Origin of the sequence: Burkholderia sp. IT-111MI5, assembly GCF_949752865.1 — a bacterium.
Classification (GTDB): domain Bacteria; phylum Pseudomonadota; class Gammaproteobacteria; order Burkholderiales; family Burkholderiaceae; genus Burkholderia; species Burkholderia pyrrocinia_C.
Genome location: NZ_CATKIF010000033.1, coordinates 499,870 through 513,825 on the forward strand (window position 1 = coordinate 499,870; position 13,956 = coordinate 513,825).

At 65.6% G+C, this 13,956-nt stretch carries 10 protein-coding genes and 2 pseudogenes; 4 read left to right on the forward strand and 8 right to left on the reverse strand.

Annotation, left to right across the window (positions count from 1 at the left end; all coding sequences use genetic code 11):
- Positions 1-50 precede the first annotated feature (50 nt).
- Positions 51-2,453, forward strand: coding sequence for a patatin-like phospholipase family protein (locus ACM6JT_RS24180; RefSeq protein ID WP_414857456.1), 2,403 nt, complete (start codon positions 51-53; stop codon positions 2,451-2,453).
- A 39-nt stretch (positions 2,454-2,492) separates the two neighbouring features.
- Here ACM6JT_RS24180 and ACM6JT_RS24185 read toward each other — a convergent pair whose 3' ends face one another.
- On the reverse strand, positions 2,493-3,656 hold the full coding sequence (locus tag ACM6JT_RS24185; RefSeq protein WP_051983677.1) for an ATP-binding protein: 1,164 nt from the start codon (positions 3,654-3,656) through the stop codon (positions 2,493-2,495).
- Positions 3,657-3,720: 64 nt separating this feature from the next.
- Positions 3,721-4,431: a response regulator gene (locus ACM6JT_RS24190; RefSeq protein ID WP_034180997.1), complete on the reverse strand. Its 711-nt coding sequence runs from the start codon at positions 4,429-4,431 to the stop codon at positions 3,721-3,723.
- Positions 4,432-4,651: 220 nt separating this feature from the next.
- On the opposite strand from ACM6JT_RS24190, the gene ACM6JT_RS24195 reads away from it, so the two are divergent.
- Together ACM6JT_RS24195 and ACM6JT_RS24200 are read left to right on the forward strand one after the other, a co-directional pair.
- Complete coding sequence (locus ACM6JT_RS24195) at positions 4,652-5,566, forward strand: glutaminase (protein WP_034180602.1); 915 nt, start codon at positions 4,652-4,654, stop codon at positions 5,564-5,566.
- Between the two features lie 322 nt (positions 5,567-5,888).
- A pseudogene (locus tag ACM6JT_RS24200) lies at positions 5,889-5,981 on the forward strand (class II aldolase/adducin family protein); the annotation flags it as partial.
- A 63-nt stretch (positions 5,982-6,044) separates the two neighbouring features.
- On the opposite strand, the pseudogene ACM6JT_RS24205 reads toward ACM6JT_RS24200, so the two are convergent.
- From ACM6JT_RS24205 to ACM6JT_RS24220, 4 genes and pseudogenes are all read right to left on the reverse strand, one after another.
- Positions 6,045-7,363: pseudogene (locus ACM6JT_RS24205) on the reverse strand (MFS transporter).
- Between the two features lie 56 nt (positions 7,364-7,419).
- Positions 7,420-8,634 carry a tricarballylate utilization 4Fe-4S protein TcuB gene (gene tcuB / locus ACM6JT_RS24210; RefSeq protein WP_034180605.1) on the reverse strand — a complete coding sequence of 405 codons (1,215 nt, stop codon included), beginning with the start codon at positions 8,632-8,634 and terminating at the stop codon, positions 7,420-7,422.
- A complete protein-coding gene (tcuA, locus tag ACM6JT_RS24215) occupies positions 8,621-10,030 on the reverse strand; it encodes an FAD-dependent tricarballylate dehydrogenase TcuA (RefSeq protein ID WP_414857457.1) in 1,410 nt (469 codons plus the stop codon). Before tcuA ends, tcuB begins: the two co-directional genes overlap by 14 nt.
- A gap of 63 nt (positions 10,031-10,093) precedes the next feature.
- Positions 10,094-11,047 carry a LysR family transcriptional regulator gene (locus ACM6JT_RS24220; RefSeq protein ID WP_034180607.1) on the reverse strand — a complete coding sequence of 318 codons (954 nt, stop codon included), beginning with the start codon at positions 11,045-11,047 and terminating at the stop codon, positions 10,094-10,096.
- A 508-nt stretch (positions 11,048-11,555) separates the two neighbouring features.
- Here ACM6JT_RS24220 and ACM6JT_RS24225 point away from each other — a divergent pair.
- Complete coding sequence (locus ACM6JT_RS24225) at positions 11,556-12,146, forward strand: isochorismatase family cysteine hydrolase (protein WP_414857458.1); 591 nt, start codon at positions 11,556-11,558, stop codon at positions 12,144-12,146.
- Between the two features lie 242 nt (positions 12,147-12,388).
- On the opposite strand, the gene ACM6JT_RS24230 is transcribed toward ACM6JT_RS24225, so the two are convergent.
- Together ACM6JT_RS24230 and ACM6JT_RS24235 are read right to left on the reverse strand one after the other, a co-directional pair.
- Positions 12,389-13,120 (reverse strand): ribonuclease T2, encoded by a 732-nt coding sequence (locus tag ACM6JT_RS24230; protein ID WP_034180616.1) that lies wholly within the window; start codon positions 13,118-13,120, stop codon positions 12,389-12,391.
- Between the two features lie 240 nt (positions 13,121-13,360).
- Positions 13,361-13,939, reverse strand: coding sequence for a hypothetical protein (locus ACM6JT_RS24235; protein WP_414857459.1), 579 nt, complete (start codon positions 13,937-13,939; stop codon positions 13,361-13,363).
- Between the last annotated feature and the right edge of the window lie 17 nt (positions 13,940-13,956).

The following is a 13,956-nucleotide window of genomic DNA, read 5'->3' on the forward strand; positions in this document are numbered from 1 at the left end:
GCCTGCTCCCGGCAGGCTTCAGACGCCCGATCACGCCAGGTATTTCCTCAATGACAGCGAACGTTTCCTCCCGCTGGGCGCGGGTGCGCCCGCTCTGCACGACGCTCGTCGCCTTCTGGTGCTGCACGGTGGCCGCGCAGCCGCTGCCGGCCACCGCCACCGCGCCCGCCCCCGCTGCGGCCGGCACGCCGGTGGCCGCTGCCTCCGCCGCGACGCCCGCTGCCACGCACGACTGCACGGCCGACGGCGGCCCGGCCGGCCGCCCGTCGATCGGCCTCGTGCTGTCCGGCGGCGGCGCGCGCGGCTACGCGCACCTCGGCGTGCTGAAGGTGCTCGAGGAAAACCGCATCCCGGTCGACTGCATCGCGGGCACCAGCATGGGCGCGGTGGTCGGCGGCCTGTACGCGAGCGGGATGGCCGCCGACGACATGCAGAAGCGCCTGTCGGAGGTCAACCTCGCGGATATCGCGTTCGACGTGACGGACCGCGCGGACCTGCCGCAAACCAGCCGGGAAGACGAACGCCTGTACATCAACGGCCTGACGCTCGGCTTCGGCAAGAGCGGCGTGAAGGCGCCGGTCGGCCTCGTGCAGGGCAACCGGCTGCAGGCGCTGCTCGCCGACTGGACCGCCTCCGTGCCGACCAACCAGCCGTTCGACCGGCTGCCGATTCCGTACCGCGCGGTCGCGACCGACCTGCAGACGGGCCAGATGGTCGTGCTCGACCACGGCTCGCTGCCGCTCGCGATCCGCGCGAGCATGGCGATGCCCGGCCTGTTCGCGCCGGCCGAGATCAACGGCCGCGCACTGGTGGACGGCGGCCTCGTCAGCAACCTGCCGGTCGACACCGCACGGCAGATGGGCGCGAACGTCGTGATCGCCGTCGACATCGGCTCGCAGCTGCGCCCGCTCGACGCGCTCGCGTCGCCCGCCGACGTGATGCAGCAGATGGTCGGTATCCTGATTCGCCAGAACGTGTCGGCCCAGCGCCGGCAGATCACCGCGAACGACGTGCTGCTCACGCCCGAGCTCGGCTCGCTCGGCTTCACCGATTTCCAGAACGCGCGCCAGGCCATCTCCGCCGGCGAAGCGGCGGCCACCGCCGCGCTGCCGCGTCTGAAGCGCTACGCGCTGCCCCCCGACGAATACGCCGCCTACCGCTCCGCGCATGCGCAGCCGCTGCCGCCGCCGGTCCGGATCACGCGCATCGAGATCAAGACGAGCGGCGGCGTGCCGAAGCGCGTCGTCAGCGACGCGCTGCACGTGAAGCCCGGCGACCTCTACGATCCGCAGTCCGTCAGCCAGGATCTGCTCGGGCTGACGACGGGCGGCAATTTCGAGAGCGTCACCCAGCAGGTCGTGAGCCACGGCAACGACAACGTGCTCGAGATCAATGCGCGCGAGAAATACTGGGGGCCGAATTTCCTGCTGTTCGGCCTGGGCATGTCGAGCAGCTCGACCGACGAGGGCGGCTTCCGCCTGCATGTCGGCTACCGGCGGCCCTGGCTCACCGAATCGGGCCTCGAGTTCCGCGCGGATACGACGATCGGCAGCGACCTGCAGTCGGCGCGCGTCGAATTGCGCCAGCCGCTGCCGATGGCGTACGGCGTCTATGTCGCGCCCTACGCCGAATACCAGCGCCGCTACGCGAACCTGTACGACAACACCGGCGACGTGAAGGTCACGCAGTACCTGATGCAGACCGCGCGCGCCGGGCTCGATCTCGGCCTGCCGATCGCGCGGCTCGGCGATTTCCGGATCGGTCTCGGTTACGTGACCGGGCACGGCTCGCCGACCTACAACCTGCCGTTCGACGACGGCAACAGCCAGGCGCTGCTGTGGCCGAGCTTCACGTCGCGGGCGCTGACCGCGCGTGCGCGGCTCGTCATCGACCAGCTCGACGATCCGATGTTCCCGCGCAAGGGCTATTTCACCGAACTGCGCGTCGAACGCTCGCTGGTATCGCGCAACGGAGGATCGGCACAGGAGTTCGACGACGGGATCAATGACGCGCCTTACACCGAGATCTACGGCAAGGCGATGATTGCGCAGCAGTTCGGCCGGCACAGCGTCAGCGCGACGATCGAAGGCGGCAAGAGCATCGGCGGCACCAACCTGATCAATGCCTTCAACTTCACGCTCGGCGGCTTCCAGCATTTGTCCGCCTATGCGGCCGACCAGTTGAACGGCAACGAGCTCGCGTACGGCCAGATCACCTACATGAATCAGTTGATGACGTTCAACGCGTCGCCGGTCAAGGCGCTGTCGGTGGGCGCCAGCGCGGAAGTCGGCAACGTCTGGTCGAGCGGCCAGCAGATCGGCGGCGGCGCGCTCAAGCAGAGCTATACGTTCTTCACGAGCCTGTCGACCGCGTTCGGGCCCGTCTACATCGGCGTTGCGCTCGCGCCCGGCGGCCGCCGCAACTTCTATCTGCAGCTCGGCCGCACTTACTGATGCGCCGGCGCCGCGCGAAACGGCCTGTCGCGCCTGCCGTCAGGACGACGGGCCGGCCGCGGCGCGCGCCGTGCCGATCGGCCAGCTGATCTCGAAGCGCGCGCCGCCGAGCTCCACCGGATCGACGACCGCGATCCGGCCGTTGTGCGCATGGAGCACCTGCCGCGTGATCGACAGGCCGAGCCCGTAGCCGCCCGTGCGGCGGTCGAGGCGCACGAACGCGTCGAAGATCCGTTCGCGCTCCTGCTCCGGCACGCCGGGGCCGTCGTCCTCGACGAAGATCCCGATGTTGCCGTGCTCCATCGCGATGCCGACGACGATCCGCGACTGCGCATACTTGCTCGCGTTGCGCAGCAGGTTACGCATCGCGTACGACATCAGCCGCCGGTCCATCTTCACGCGCAGATTCGACTCGAGCGCGACGCGCGACTCGATCGTGCACTCCGGATACAGCAGCTGCGCGTCGTTGACCTGGTGCTCGAACCATGCGACGGGCGCGGTCATCTCGAGGTTCGACTGCAGCGAGCTGTATTCGAGCCGCGCGAACGTGAGGCTCATGTCGATCAATTCCTCGAGCTCGGTCACGTCCTGCGCGATGCTCTCGAGCGCGCCCTGGTATTCCGCGGCAGAAGCGGGCTCGCGCAGCATCTCCAGCGCGAAGCGCACGCGTGCGAGCGGCGTGCGCAGCTCGTGCGAGATGCCGTTCGTGAGATCGCGCTGCGCGGCGATCAGCCGCTCCATCCGCATCGCGAGCGCGTTCAGCGTCCGCGCGAGCGGGCCGATGATCACGCTGTGCGATTCGCGCGCACGCGTGTTGAAGCGCCCGCCGGTGAAGTCGATCGCGCGTTCGCGCACCATCACGAGATCCGACCAGACCGGCCGCATCCACCGGTACGCGGCGAGCGCGGGCGCCGCGAACACGAACGCGAGCACGATCCAGATATCGCCCGGCAGCGCGTCGAACGCATGCCACACCACCTGCGGCGACAATTCGACGCACAGCGCGAGCGCCGGCACGAGCGCGGTCAGCAGCACGAGGCCGAGCAGATGCAGGTAGGTGCGCACGTAAAGGCGCGACCAGCTCGGAATGCGGTCGGCGCGCGTATCGGTCCACGCGCGACGGAAATGCAGCCAGCGCCATTTGACATAGCGCAGCGTCGACAACGGCAGTGCATCGGGGTGCGAACGGGTTCGTCGGATCATCGCGGCTCCCGGCTGGCGGGCGGATTGCTGGCGCGGAACGTGACGGCGTCGCCTGACGGCGGCGTCATTCCCACGCGTGCTTGCTGAATTGGTAACCCTTGCTGCGAATCGTCTTGATCCGCTGCGGGTTGCTCGCGTCGTCGCGCAGCTTGCGGCGCAGCTTCGAGATGCGCCCGTCGATCGTACGATCAAGGCCGTCGAATTCGACGCCGCGCAACTGCAGCATCAGGTCGTCGCGGCTGACGACCTCGCCCGCATGGCACACGAGCGCCCACAGCAGGTCGAATTCGGCCGACGTCAGATCGGGCGTGCTGCCGTCGGGCAGCACGACACTGCGGTCGGTGCGGTCGATCGAGAACTTGCCGAATGCATAGCGTTCGGGCTGCGACGCGGCGCTCTCGACCGTACGCGCGGGCGCGCGGCGAAGCTGCGCCTTGATCCGCGCGAGCAGGATGCGCGGCTCGACCGGCTTGTGCACGTAGTCGTCCGCGCCGAATTCCAGGCCGAGCAGCTCGTCGAACGGCTCGTCGCGCGCCGTCACCATGATGATCACGCCGTCGTACTGCTTGCGCGCCTCGCGGCAGATCTCGAAGCCGTCCTTGCCCGGCAGGTTCACGTCGAGAATCACGAGATCGGGGCGAACGGACAGGATCGCCGGCACCGCGGCGTCACCATGCAGCACAGTGTCGACTTCATAGTCGTTCTTGCGCAGGTAGCCGGCGATCAGCGTGGACAGGCGGGTGTCGTCTTCGACGAGCAGGATGCGAAAAGACATGGGCAGCGGTCGGGTCATCGGGGTAGCCGCGGCGGCGCCGGCCGATGCCGGACGCCGGCCATCGGCCGAAACGTACCGCATGATACTGCGCCCGCCGCTTGCCCGTTTGCCGGTCTTGAAAATAAGGGCGCGATGCCGGCCACGCTTGACGAATCGGCGCCGGGACGGTTCCATACGGGCTCGCCGGAATCCGGGCCACGCATCTACCCTGCCTGACGTGATGAATTACCAGACCATCCTCGATCGCATCCACACCGAACTCGCCCCCTGGATCGGCCAGGGGCGGGTTGCCGACTATATTCCCGAACTCGCGAAAATCCCTGCCGACAAGTTCGGGATGGCCGTCGTGACGCTCGACGGAAACGTTTACACGGTCGGCGACGCGCACGAGCGCTTCTCGATCCAAAGTATCTCGAAGCTGTTCGCCTGCACGCTCGCGTTCCAGTTGCTGGGCGATGCGCTGTGGGAGCGGGTCGGCCGCGAGCCGTCCGGCACCGCGTTCAATTCGCTGGTGCAGCTCGAAAGCGAGCGCGGCAAGCCGCGCAATCCGTTCATCAATGCCGGCGCGCTGGTCGTCACCGACGTGCTGTGCCGCCGCTTCGTGAAGGCCGAGACGGCGCTCGTCGAATTCGTGCGGCGGCTGATCGGCGCGACCGATATCGACTACGATTCGCGCGTCGCGCTGTCCGAGCTGCAGCACGCGGAGCGCAACCGCGCGATGGCGCACTTCATGGCGAGCTTCGGCAACATGCAGATGCCGCCCGACACGGTGATCGACGCGTATTGCCGCCAGTGCGCGATCACGATGAACTGCGTCGAGCTGGCGCGCGCCGCGCTGTTCCTCGCGAACGGCGGCGTCGCGCCGGTGACCGGCGAGCGGATCGTCGATTCGAGTTCCGCGAAGCGGCTGTCGGCGCTGATGCTGACCTGCGGCACCTACGATGCGGCCGGCGATTTCGTGTATCGCGTCGGGCTGCCCGCGAAAAGCGGCGTCGGCGGCGGGATCGTGGCGGTGCTGCCTGGGGAGATGGCCGTGTGCGTGTGGGCGCCGGGGCTCGATGCTAATGGGAATTCGCTGGCGGGGACGTTGGCGCTGGAGTGGTTGACGACTTATACGGGGAGGTCGATTTTTTGAAGGGGCGAAGTTAAGCGCGACTCATCTGGCGCAACGGCGGCTGGTGAATATCGGCGCGCGCCGGCGCGCTCAATGGGGAATTCGGCCATCGGCAGCAATCGACTGCGGATTCAACCCGTCGATGCAACGAATTGATGAAAGCGCTCAGCCATTGGCATGTGAGCCGGTAAAATCAGCCCGTCAACAGGTGATCGATAAATGCGGCCAATGCCAGCCGCACGTTCCGATGATCGTTTGCCGACATGCAGATGAAAAATTCCCGGCAAGCCCACTCGTCGGTCAGTCGAATAGGCCTTCAACCCATAATCTGCGCGCCGGGCACATGAGCTATCAGCCGCAGACGCGCCGCTCTTACGGCAAGATGGAGTGGCCTGCGTTGCTGCGCAAGCTGGACCGCATCGACCCTTCTTGTCGCCGCTGGAAATGCGAAAGCCCTGTGCGAAGCCGGGGTTACGTAAACGCGCCGAAGCAATCGCTATCAGGCCGACGATGCCGACGACGCGTTGCTGCCCGCGCGGCGACGGTACAGCCTGAGCGTCGCGCACAAGCCGCAGAGCGCAGCGAAGCTCAGCCAGTAGCCTGGTGCGGCCTTGTCATGCAGGACCTGAATCAGATACGTCGATACCGCAGGCGTAAAGCCGCCGAACAGCGCCGTCGCGAGACTGAACGCCAGCGAGAAGCCCGCGACGCGCACTTCGACCGGCATCACTTCGGTGAGTGCGGCGACCATCGCGCCGTTATACATGCCGAAGAAGAACGAGAACCACAGCAGAACGATCAGCATGCGCGCGAAGCTCGGTGCATCGGCGAGCCAGGACAGCGCCGGATAAGCCGTAAAGATCGCCAGCACGGAAATGGCGAGCAGCAGCGGCTTGCGGCCGATGCGGTCGGAGATCGTGCCGCCGATCGGCAGCCAGACGAAATTCGATGCAGCCACGAGCAGCGTCACCATCAGGCTGTCGGAGGTGGACAGCTTCAGCACCGACTTCCCGAAGGTCGGCGTATAGACGGTGATGAGATAGAAGGTGGTGGTGGTCATCGCCGTCAGCAGCATGCCGCCGATGACGGTGCGCCAGTTGCCGAGCAACATCGCAAAAATCTCGCGCGCCTGCGGATGATGCCGCCGCGCTTCGAACGCTGCGGTCTCCTGCAGCGAACGGCGCAGCATGAACAGGAACGGCACGATCGCGCAGCCGATGAAAACGGCACGCGCCAGCCCCATGCATTGATCTGCTGCGCGGACAGCCACTGATTCAGCGCGTAACCGATGGCCGCCGCTACGACGATAGCGACCTGCTGGCTCGCCGACTGCCAACTCGTGTAAAAGCCCTTGTTATCGGGCGTCGCCATTTCCGCGAGATAGACAGACACGCCGCCAAGTTCCGCGCCCGCCGAGAAGCCCTGCAACAGACGCCCGAGCAGCACGAGCGCTGGCGCGAGCAGGCCGATGGTCGCGTACCCCGGCACGCAGGCAATCAGAATAGTGCCGCTCGCCATGATCGACAGCGTAACGATCAGCCCGGTGCGCCGTCCGACCTTGTCGATATACGCGCCGAGAAAGACTGCGCCGAGCGGACGCATCAGAAAGCCCGCGCCGAACACGGCGAAGGTGAGCATCAGCGAGGCGAACTCGCTGGTGGACGGGAAAAAGATCTTCGAGATCGATGTCGCGTAGAAGCCGAACAGAAAGAAATCGAACTGTTCGATGAAATTGCCGCTGGTCACGCGCAACACGGCGGCGGCCCTCGTCATGGGCGAAACGCCGGGCGTAGCGGCGATCGATTCTGTGCGGTTCATTTCGTCTCCTGGTTCTTGTCTATAGTGATGGGCGCCCCAAGGCGCCCTAGTGACTGCTAATCCGAACTGAGGCTCAGTGTGTTGCGTTGCCGCTTTTCTATCGACGATTTGAGCAACGCCGCCGAGCGAAAGATGCCATGCGCGAACTTGCCGTAAGGCAGCGTGGCGAACAGCGCCATCACGATGCCGAGATGAATCGCGAGCAGCGACGGCATCGCCGAGGTCGTGCGGAGCGCGAGCAGCGCGAGACCGGATGCGCTCGTCAGCAGCAGGAGCGCGATGAAGCCGCGGTCCATCGGACGCTGACGGGTATCGCCCCGCTCCGGAACGCGTTTCAGGTTCAGCCACAGCAGTCCCGCCGGCCCCGCAATCAGTCCGATGCCGCCCACCGTTCCCAGTAGCACCGGCACGCTCAGAAACGGATACGGCGCTTCCAGACCGAATGCATAGTGATAGAGCGTCGCGACTGCGGTTGCCGCAAAGCACAGCATGAAGCCGTAGAACGTCAGGTGATGGAAACGGCGCCGCGCCAGCGTGAAGGCATCGTTCTCTTCGTTGCAGCCGTCGCCGTGGCCGCCGTCCAGGTACTTGAGCGTCAGCGCGTTCCTGGCCGCTTCCGCGACGGCCGGCGCGCTCGCGCTCGCCGTTCCTGCCGACACGTCGCGCCAGAAGCGCGTGACGCCCATACCGAGCGCGAGAATGGCGAACAGGAAAACGATGCCGAACATCGCCGCGAGCAGGTTGTGCGGGAAGATCGAGTAGAAGTTCGCTGGTGCGACATCGCCCGACAAGCCGCCGTGCAATGCAGTACCGAGCAGCAGAAACAGCGCGAGTCCGGCCGCCAGTGCAACCGACAAAGTCAGGCCGTTGCGCTTGTACAGCGCACCGAACGACGCGGGAAACGCGTATTCGGTGTAGGTTTCGAGCCGGACTTGGGCCATCGCTTTCGGCACATTCACGCCGAATTCGTGCGGCGGCGCGTATTGGCACGCGTGATAGCACGCGCCGCAGTTGTGGCAGAGATTCGCCAGATAGTTGACGTCCGCCTTGCCGAATTCCAGGCGGCGCGTCATGGCCGGGAACACGGCGCAAAAGCCTTCGCAGTAGCGGCAGGCGTTGCAGATCTGCATCTGCCGTGCCACTTCGGTTTCGCCGGCGCTCATCGCCACAATGGGGATCACGCGCGCCGTGCTGCCGTGTGAAGTTTTTTTCGTATCGACCGATAACGCCGTGCGCGTGCGTTCGGGCGCGAGCGGGTCAGACTGCTGCACTGGTTGCCTCCGTTGTTTTGAGTGCGGCGCGCGCGGCCTGCGTCCCGGCAATGCGCCCGAAGGCCGTGCCGATCGACATGCCGACGCCCGCTGTATAGCCCTTACCGAGCACGTTGCCAGCCATCATTTCGCCGGCCACGAACAGGTTCTCACTGGCTTTGCCGCCGAAGTGCACCTGCGCGCGGTCATTGGTCTTTAGTCCGAGATACGTGAACGTGATGCCTGGCCGCAACGCATAACCGTAGAACGGCGGCGTCTCGATGCGGCGCGCCCAGTGTGTTTTGGGCGGCGCGAGGCCTTCGGTGTGGCAGTCGTCAAGCGCGGTGTGGTCGAAGGTGCCGTCGCGGCATGAATCGTTATAGCGCGTAAGCGTTTCCATGAAGCGCGCTTCCGGCAGGCCGAGCTTGCGCGCGAGTTCCGGCAGCGTGTCGGCCTTTTCGCCCGGAAACACCGGCGGCATGAAGCGGCCGATTGCCCTCGAGTCGATGATCGAATAGCCGATCTGCCCCGGCTGATGCGCAACGAGCCGTCCCCAGATTGCATAGCGCTTCGGCCAGAAATCCTCGCCTTCGTCGTAGAAGCGCTCGGCGTCACGATTCACCACGACGCCCAGCGACACGCAGTCGATGCGCGTGCAGATGCCGCCGTCATACAGCGGCGCGCGTGCATCGATGGCGACGCAGTGCGACTGCGACGGGTCGCCGATCATGTCCGCACCGGCGTCGGTCATATGCTTGATGAGCACGCCCTTGTTGAAGCGCGTGCCGCGAATCAGGAAGTTGTCAGCGGGCCACTCGCCGCGCTCGTTTTTCCCCCACGCTTCGCGCAGCCATTCGCGATTTGATTCAAAGCCGCCCGCCGCTAGCACGCAGGCGCGCGCCTCGAAGCGCTGGCTGCCGCTGCGCGCCGCGATGAAGAGACTGCCGTCGAGTTCAAGCGAATCGACGGGCGTTTCATAGCGGATATCGACGCCGAGCGCTTCGGCGCTGCGGTAATACGCGTTGATGAGTGCCTTGCCGCCGCCCATGAAGAATGCGTTGGTGCGTGCCACGTGCAGCGCGCCGGACAGCGGCGGCTGGAAGCGCACCCCGTGCTTCTGCATCCACGGTCGGCACGACGACGACGCGCGGATCGTCAGGCGTGCGAGATGCTCATTCGTGATGCCGCCGGTGACTTTCAACAGGTCCTGCCAGAATTCCTCTTCCGGATAGGCATCGACGAGAACGTCTTGCGGCGCATCGTGCATGCAGCGCAGATTGCGCGTGTGTTGCGAGTTGCCGCCGCGCCATTCGCGCGGCGCGGATTCGAGAAGCAGGACCGAGGCGCCCGCTTCGCGCGCCATCAATGCGGCACACAGCGCGGCATTGCCTCCTCCGATTACGAGCACATCGACCATCAGACTTGTCTCCTTTTGGACAAATCGTAAAGGTCTCGTGCCCGCGTCGCTACCAGCCAGCCGTCAAGGGGTCTTCACTTTTTGTGAAGGCGGAGGCTCCCGCAGCCGCGCACCGGGCCAACGGCCTTCCCGCACCAGTTGACGGGCGACATCGGCGAGCACCACGCGCGCAGCGAGACCGGCGGGAGACAGTTCGTCGTCGGAGATGCTGGCAAGCATGTTGGGCCGCGTGGCGTATTTCTCCGCGACGGGCACGCTCGTCAGTATCACATTCTCGGGCCTTGCGAGCGCCGCGCCCGGCTGTATCGTCGCGCCGATGCCGGTGCGAACGAAGTCCATCAGGAGCGCAAGGCCATCGACTTCGGCGACGATGTTCGGCTCGTATTCGGCGCGCCTGAACGCTGATAACAGCAGCGAACGCAGCCCGTGCGTGCCGCTGGGAAGAATGAGCGGAAGCCTGCCGAGATTTTTCAGCCGGACGGATGCGCTCGTCGGCATGCCATCGAGATCGCCCATGCCGATCAGGAACAGCCGCTCGTCCAGCAGCGGCAGCACGCTCCAGCGTTGCGCGGACTCCTCACGGAACAGCACGGCGAGATCGATCTGACGCGCACTCAGCATGGACGCAAGATAGCCGGAGAGACTTTCGACCATGTGCAGCCGCACATCGGGATAGCGCGAGCGCATGGCCTGCATGAATGCGACACCTAGCACGCTCGCCGTGCTCGGCGCCATGCCGACGCTGACATGGCCCGAAAGACGTGCTGAGCGTGCAGCGAGCGCTGCATCGTCGATATGACGCAGCGCGAGTTGCGCCTGACGCCAGAACGCCAGACCTGCGTCGGTCGGAACGACGCCGCCCGAGGTGCGTTGCAGCAGACGCGTGGACAGTTCGCCTTCGAGACGGCTGATCTGCTGACTCAATGCCGAGGTCACCACGCCGAGTTCCAGCGCTGCCTTGCCCATGCTTCCGTGTTCCACGACGCTGAGAAAATAGCGTAGCTGTCTGAGTTCCATTCCGTGACCGGTCAGAAGGATTAGGCGGATATTTTGACAGAACGTCGTCGGACAATCCTCGGCATAGGCGCCACAACGCGTCCCCTATAGCGTCTGCGACCGGCGCGAAAACGGACTCTCGAATGACCTTCCAACGGCTCGGGTTGAATCCGCAGCCGAATTCGGTCATCGAGAGAGGCGTGGCACTTGCGCGCGGTCAGTGCAGGACGGATTACATGTCAGTTTATATTGCCGGAGTTCCAGCACGTTGGCGCTGGAGTGGTTGACGACCTATTCGGGACGGTCGATCTTTTGAGGCGCGAAACGCCAGCTTCCACGAGAGGCGAAGCAGAACGCTTCAGATGCCGCTCGGGCTGTGACGCGATGGTTCGACAAGCCCGGTCAACGCACGGCGGATCGATCGCCAGTCGGAACTCGCGCGACGGCGACCGCTGCTATGCTGATGCACGCATTCGCAGATACCGAGAAATGCAGCGGTAAAACCAACAATGATCGAGGGCCGTCAGTCATGAATCAGGAAAACACATCGGATCACGCAACGGCCATCGTGCCGTCCCAAACCGCGCTGCTCGTCATGCATTACCAGACGGACATCCTCGGACTCTTTCCGTCGGTTGCCCTCGAATTGCTCGCCAATACGCGCCGGCTGTGCGACGCGGCGCGGGCCGGCGGCATCGGCGTCTGGTTCGCCAATCTCCGGTTCAGCCCCGGTTATCCGGAAGTCAGCCCGCGCAACAAGAACGGCCAAGGCATCAAACAGCTCGGCTTGTTCGTCGACGACGACACGTGCCCGGAGCTTGCGCGACAGCCCGACGAACCGTTGATCGCCGCGCATCGCGCGAGCGTGTTCTTCGGCACCAATCTGCAGGCACGGCTGGTCGCGCAAGGCGTCGATTCGCTGATCATGGTCGGCATCGCGTCGACCGGCGTGATGCTGTCGTCGATCGCGCATGCGAGCGACGCGGACTTCCGCCTGTATACGGTCAAGGACTGCTGCTACGACCCGGACCCGATCGTCCACGAGCATCTGTTCTCCACCGCGTTCGAATCGCGCACGACGGTGCTGGCGCTCGCGGATGCGTTGCGGCTGCTCGGGTAGCGGACCGATTGTTCGTCACGTAGAGCTCGCTGCTGGCGGGAACGGTACCGACCGCCGGCCAGCAGCGCGTCGCGGATGTCTCATGGGGCGGTGTCGCGACATGCGCTGCCCGACATGATCGACGACCACGAGCACCACTCGACGCGCCGGAACCGGCCCGGCTGCTGCGTGGTCAGTCATCCCGTCGAAACCGCAACGGGCGACGACGTGCGCGATATCACGCACGTCGACCGCCTTCCCTCTTACTTCGCGATATAAACCCCCGACGTCGGACACGTGCCCTGCGTATTGCCATCCGTCACGAGCGACGCGGCGCTCGGGAACTGCGTGGTCGCATTCGTCTTCACCGCGATCCACGCTTCCGTAAAATAGCTGACGCCATTCGTCTTCGTGCACTTCAGCGACACCGCGCTGCGCGTATTGCTGCCGAACGCGCCTTCGAACGCGGACAGCAACTGGTTACGCGTGACCGTCTTGCCCGCGTTCGCCTGCAGGTACGCATTGAACGACGTGTTGCCGAGCCGGCTGATCATGCCGGACGCCTGGTTCCAGTACGCATCGGGCGACGCCGAATTCGAACAGGTGCCGTGCTTGAACCATTCATGCTTGTCGAGGCACGACGCGACGCCCGGCATGTACGTCGACAGCGTGTTGCGGGTCGCGCTGCTGATCGGGTAGGCATCCATGCTGCACCACTGGTGCGCGTTGTCGAGGTCAACGTCGTTCTGCGGCACGCCGCAGTAGAACGGCTGGTTGCCGTCGTACCGGTTCGGCCACAGGCCATGCAGCGACAGGCTCGTCGCCGCATACGAGCCGGCGAGGTTCGTGCATTCGGGCGTGTCGTGCGACGCGCAGAAGCCGGGCTCCCACGACGCGGCGAGCAACAGGTAGTCGTAGCTGGTCTGCGCGGTGGCGTGCAGTGAAGCGGAAGCGACGGCGAGTGCGGCAACGGCGCGGGCGAGCGTCTTGAGCATGGCGTTTCCTCGGAAAAGGCTTGCGGTCGCGGGATGCGCCGCAAGATTGTCGAATGTCTGCCCGCGATTGTTGCTGCCGCAACGTGGCACGAATGTGAAGGTGGACGAATTATGTGCGGTGGCGCGGGCACGCACCGTCACGTCGCGTGGAACCATCGAGAAAAGCAGGCACGGGCGCGGCCTTCCCGATATCGCTCACGGCCGACGCGTGCCGCGACTCCGGCCGCCGCACGCCGTTGCTCACGATCCAGCCCCCAGCTGCTTGCATGCGCGCGCAACCGATTCGGGACCTTCGAGCACGAGGATCTGCCACACGCCGATGCTGATGCGCCGGCGCGCCGCCGTCGACGCATCCGCCAGCAACGCCTCGACGCGCGGCGCGGCATCCGGCGCCTGCTGCTTCAGCGCCGCGTGATGCCGCGCGCGCGACGCCGGCCCGGATTCGTAGACGTCGCACAGACGCACCATGCCGGCGAGGCCGGCCGCGTCGTCGTCCTTGTCGATCGCACCCGGCTCGACCGGTGCGAGCCCGTTGCGCTCCGCCTCCGGCAGCTTGCTGCGCGCGCCTTCGTCGATGGACGTGGCGGACGCCGGCGGCAGCCCGCCCATCGCCGCAACGATCCGGCTGCCCGAGGCGATCATGTCGCCCTGGCACTCGATCTTCTCGGCGGCCGCGACTTTCGAGCAGAACGACACCGAAACCCGGTACACGTCGTTGCTCATGCGCGGCACTTCGTCCGTGCTCGCCTGCGCGAGGCCGGCGCTTGCCAGCGCCAGCGCAGCGGGAATCAGGATGCGGAAAGCGCTCGTCTTGTTCATCGTCGTTTGTCTGTGGG

Bases quoted from the DNA above. Each gene is read 5' to 3' on its own strand.
- ACM6JT_RS24180 (WP_414857456.1), top strand. From the start codon at position 51: ATGACAGCGAACGTTTCCTCCCGCTGGGCGCGGGTGCGCCCGCTCTGC.
- ACM6JT_RS24185 (WP_051983677.1), bottom strand. From the start codon at position 3,656: ATGATCCGACGAACCCGTTCGCACCCCGATGCACTGCCGTTGTCGACG.
- ACM6JT_RS24190 (WP_034180997.1), bottom strand. From the start codon at position 4,431: ATGTCTTTTCGCATCCTGCTCGTCGAAGACGACACCCGCCTGTCCACG.
- ACM6JT_RS24195 (WP_034180602.1), top strand. From the start codon at position 4,652: ATGAATTACCAGACCATCCTCGATCGCATCCACACCGAACTCGCCCCC.
- tcuA (WP_414857457.1), bottom strand. From the start codon at position 10,030: ATGGTCGATGTGCTCGTAATCGGAGGAGGCAATGCCGCGCTGTGTGCC.
- ACM6JT_RS24220 (WP_034180607.1), bottom strand. From the start codon at position 11,047: ATGGAACTCAGACAGCTACGCTATTTTCTCAGCGTCGTGGAACACGGA.
- ACM6JT_RS24225 (WP_414857458.1), top strand. From the start codon at position 11,556: ATGAATCAGGAAAACACATCGGATCACGCAACGGCCATCGTGCCGTCC.
- ACM6JT_RS24230 (WP_034180616.1), bottom strand. From the start codon at position 13,120: ATGCTCAAGACGCTCGCCCGCGCCGTTGCCGCACTCGCCGTCGCTTCC.
- ACM6JT_RS24235 (WP_414857459.1), bottom strand. From the start codon at position 13,939: ATGAACAAGACGAGCGCTTTCCGCATCCTGATTCCCGCTGCGCTGGCG.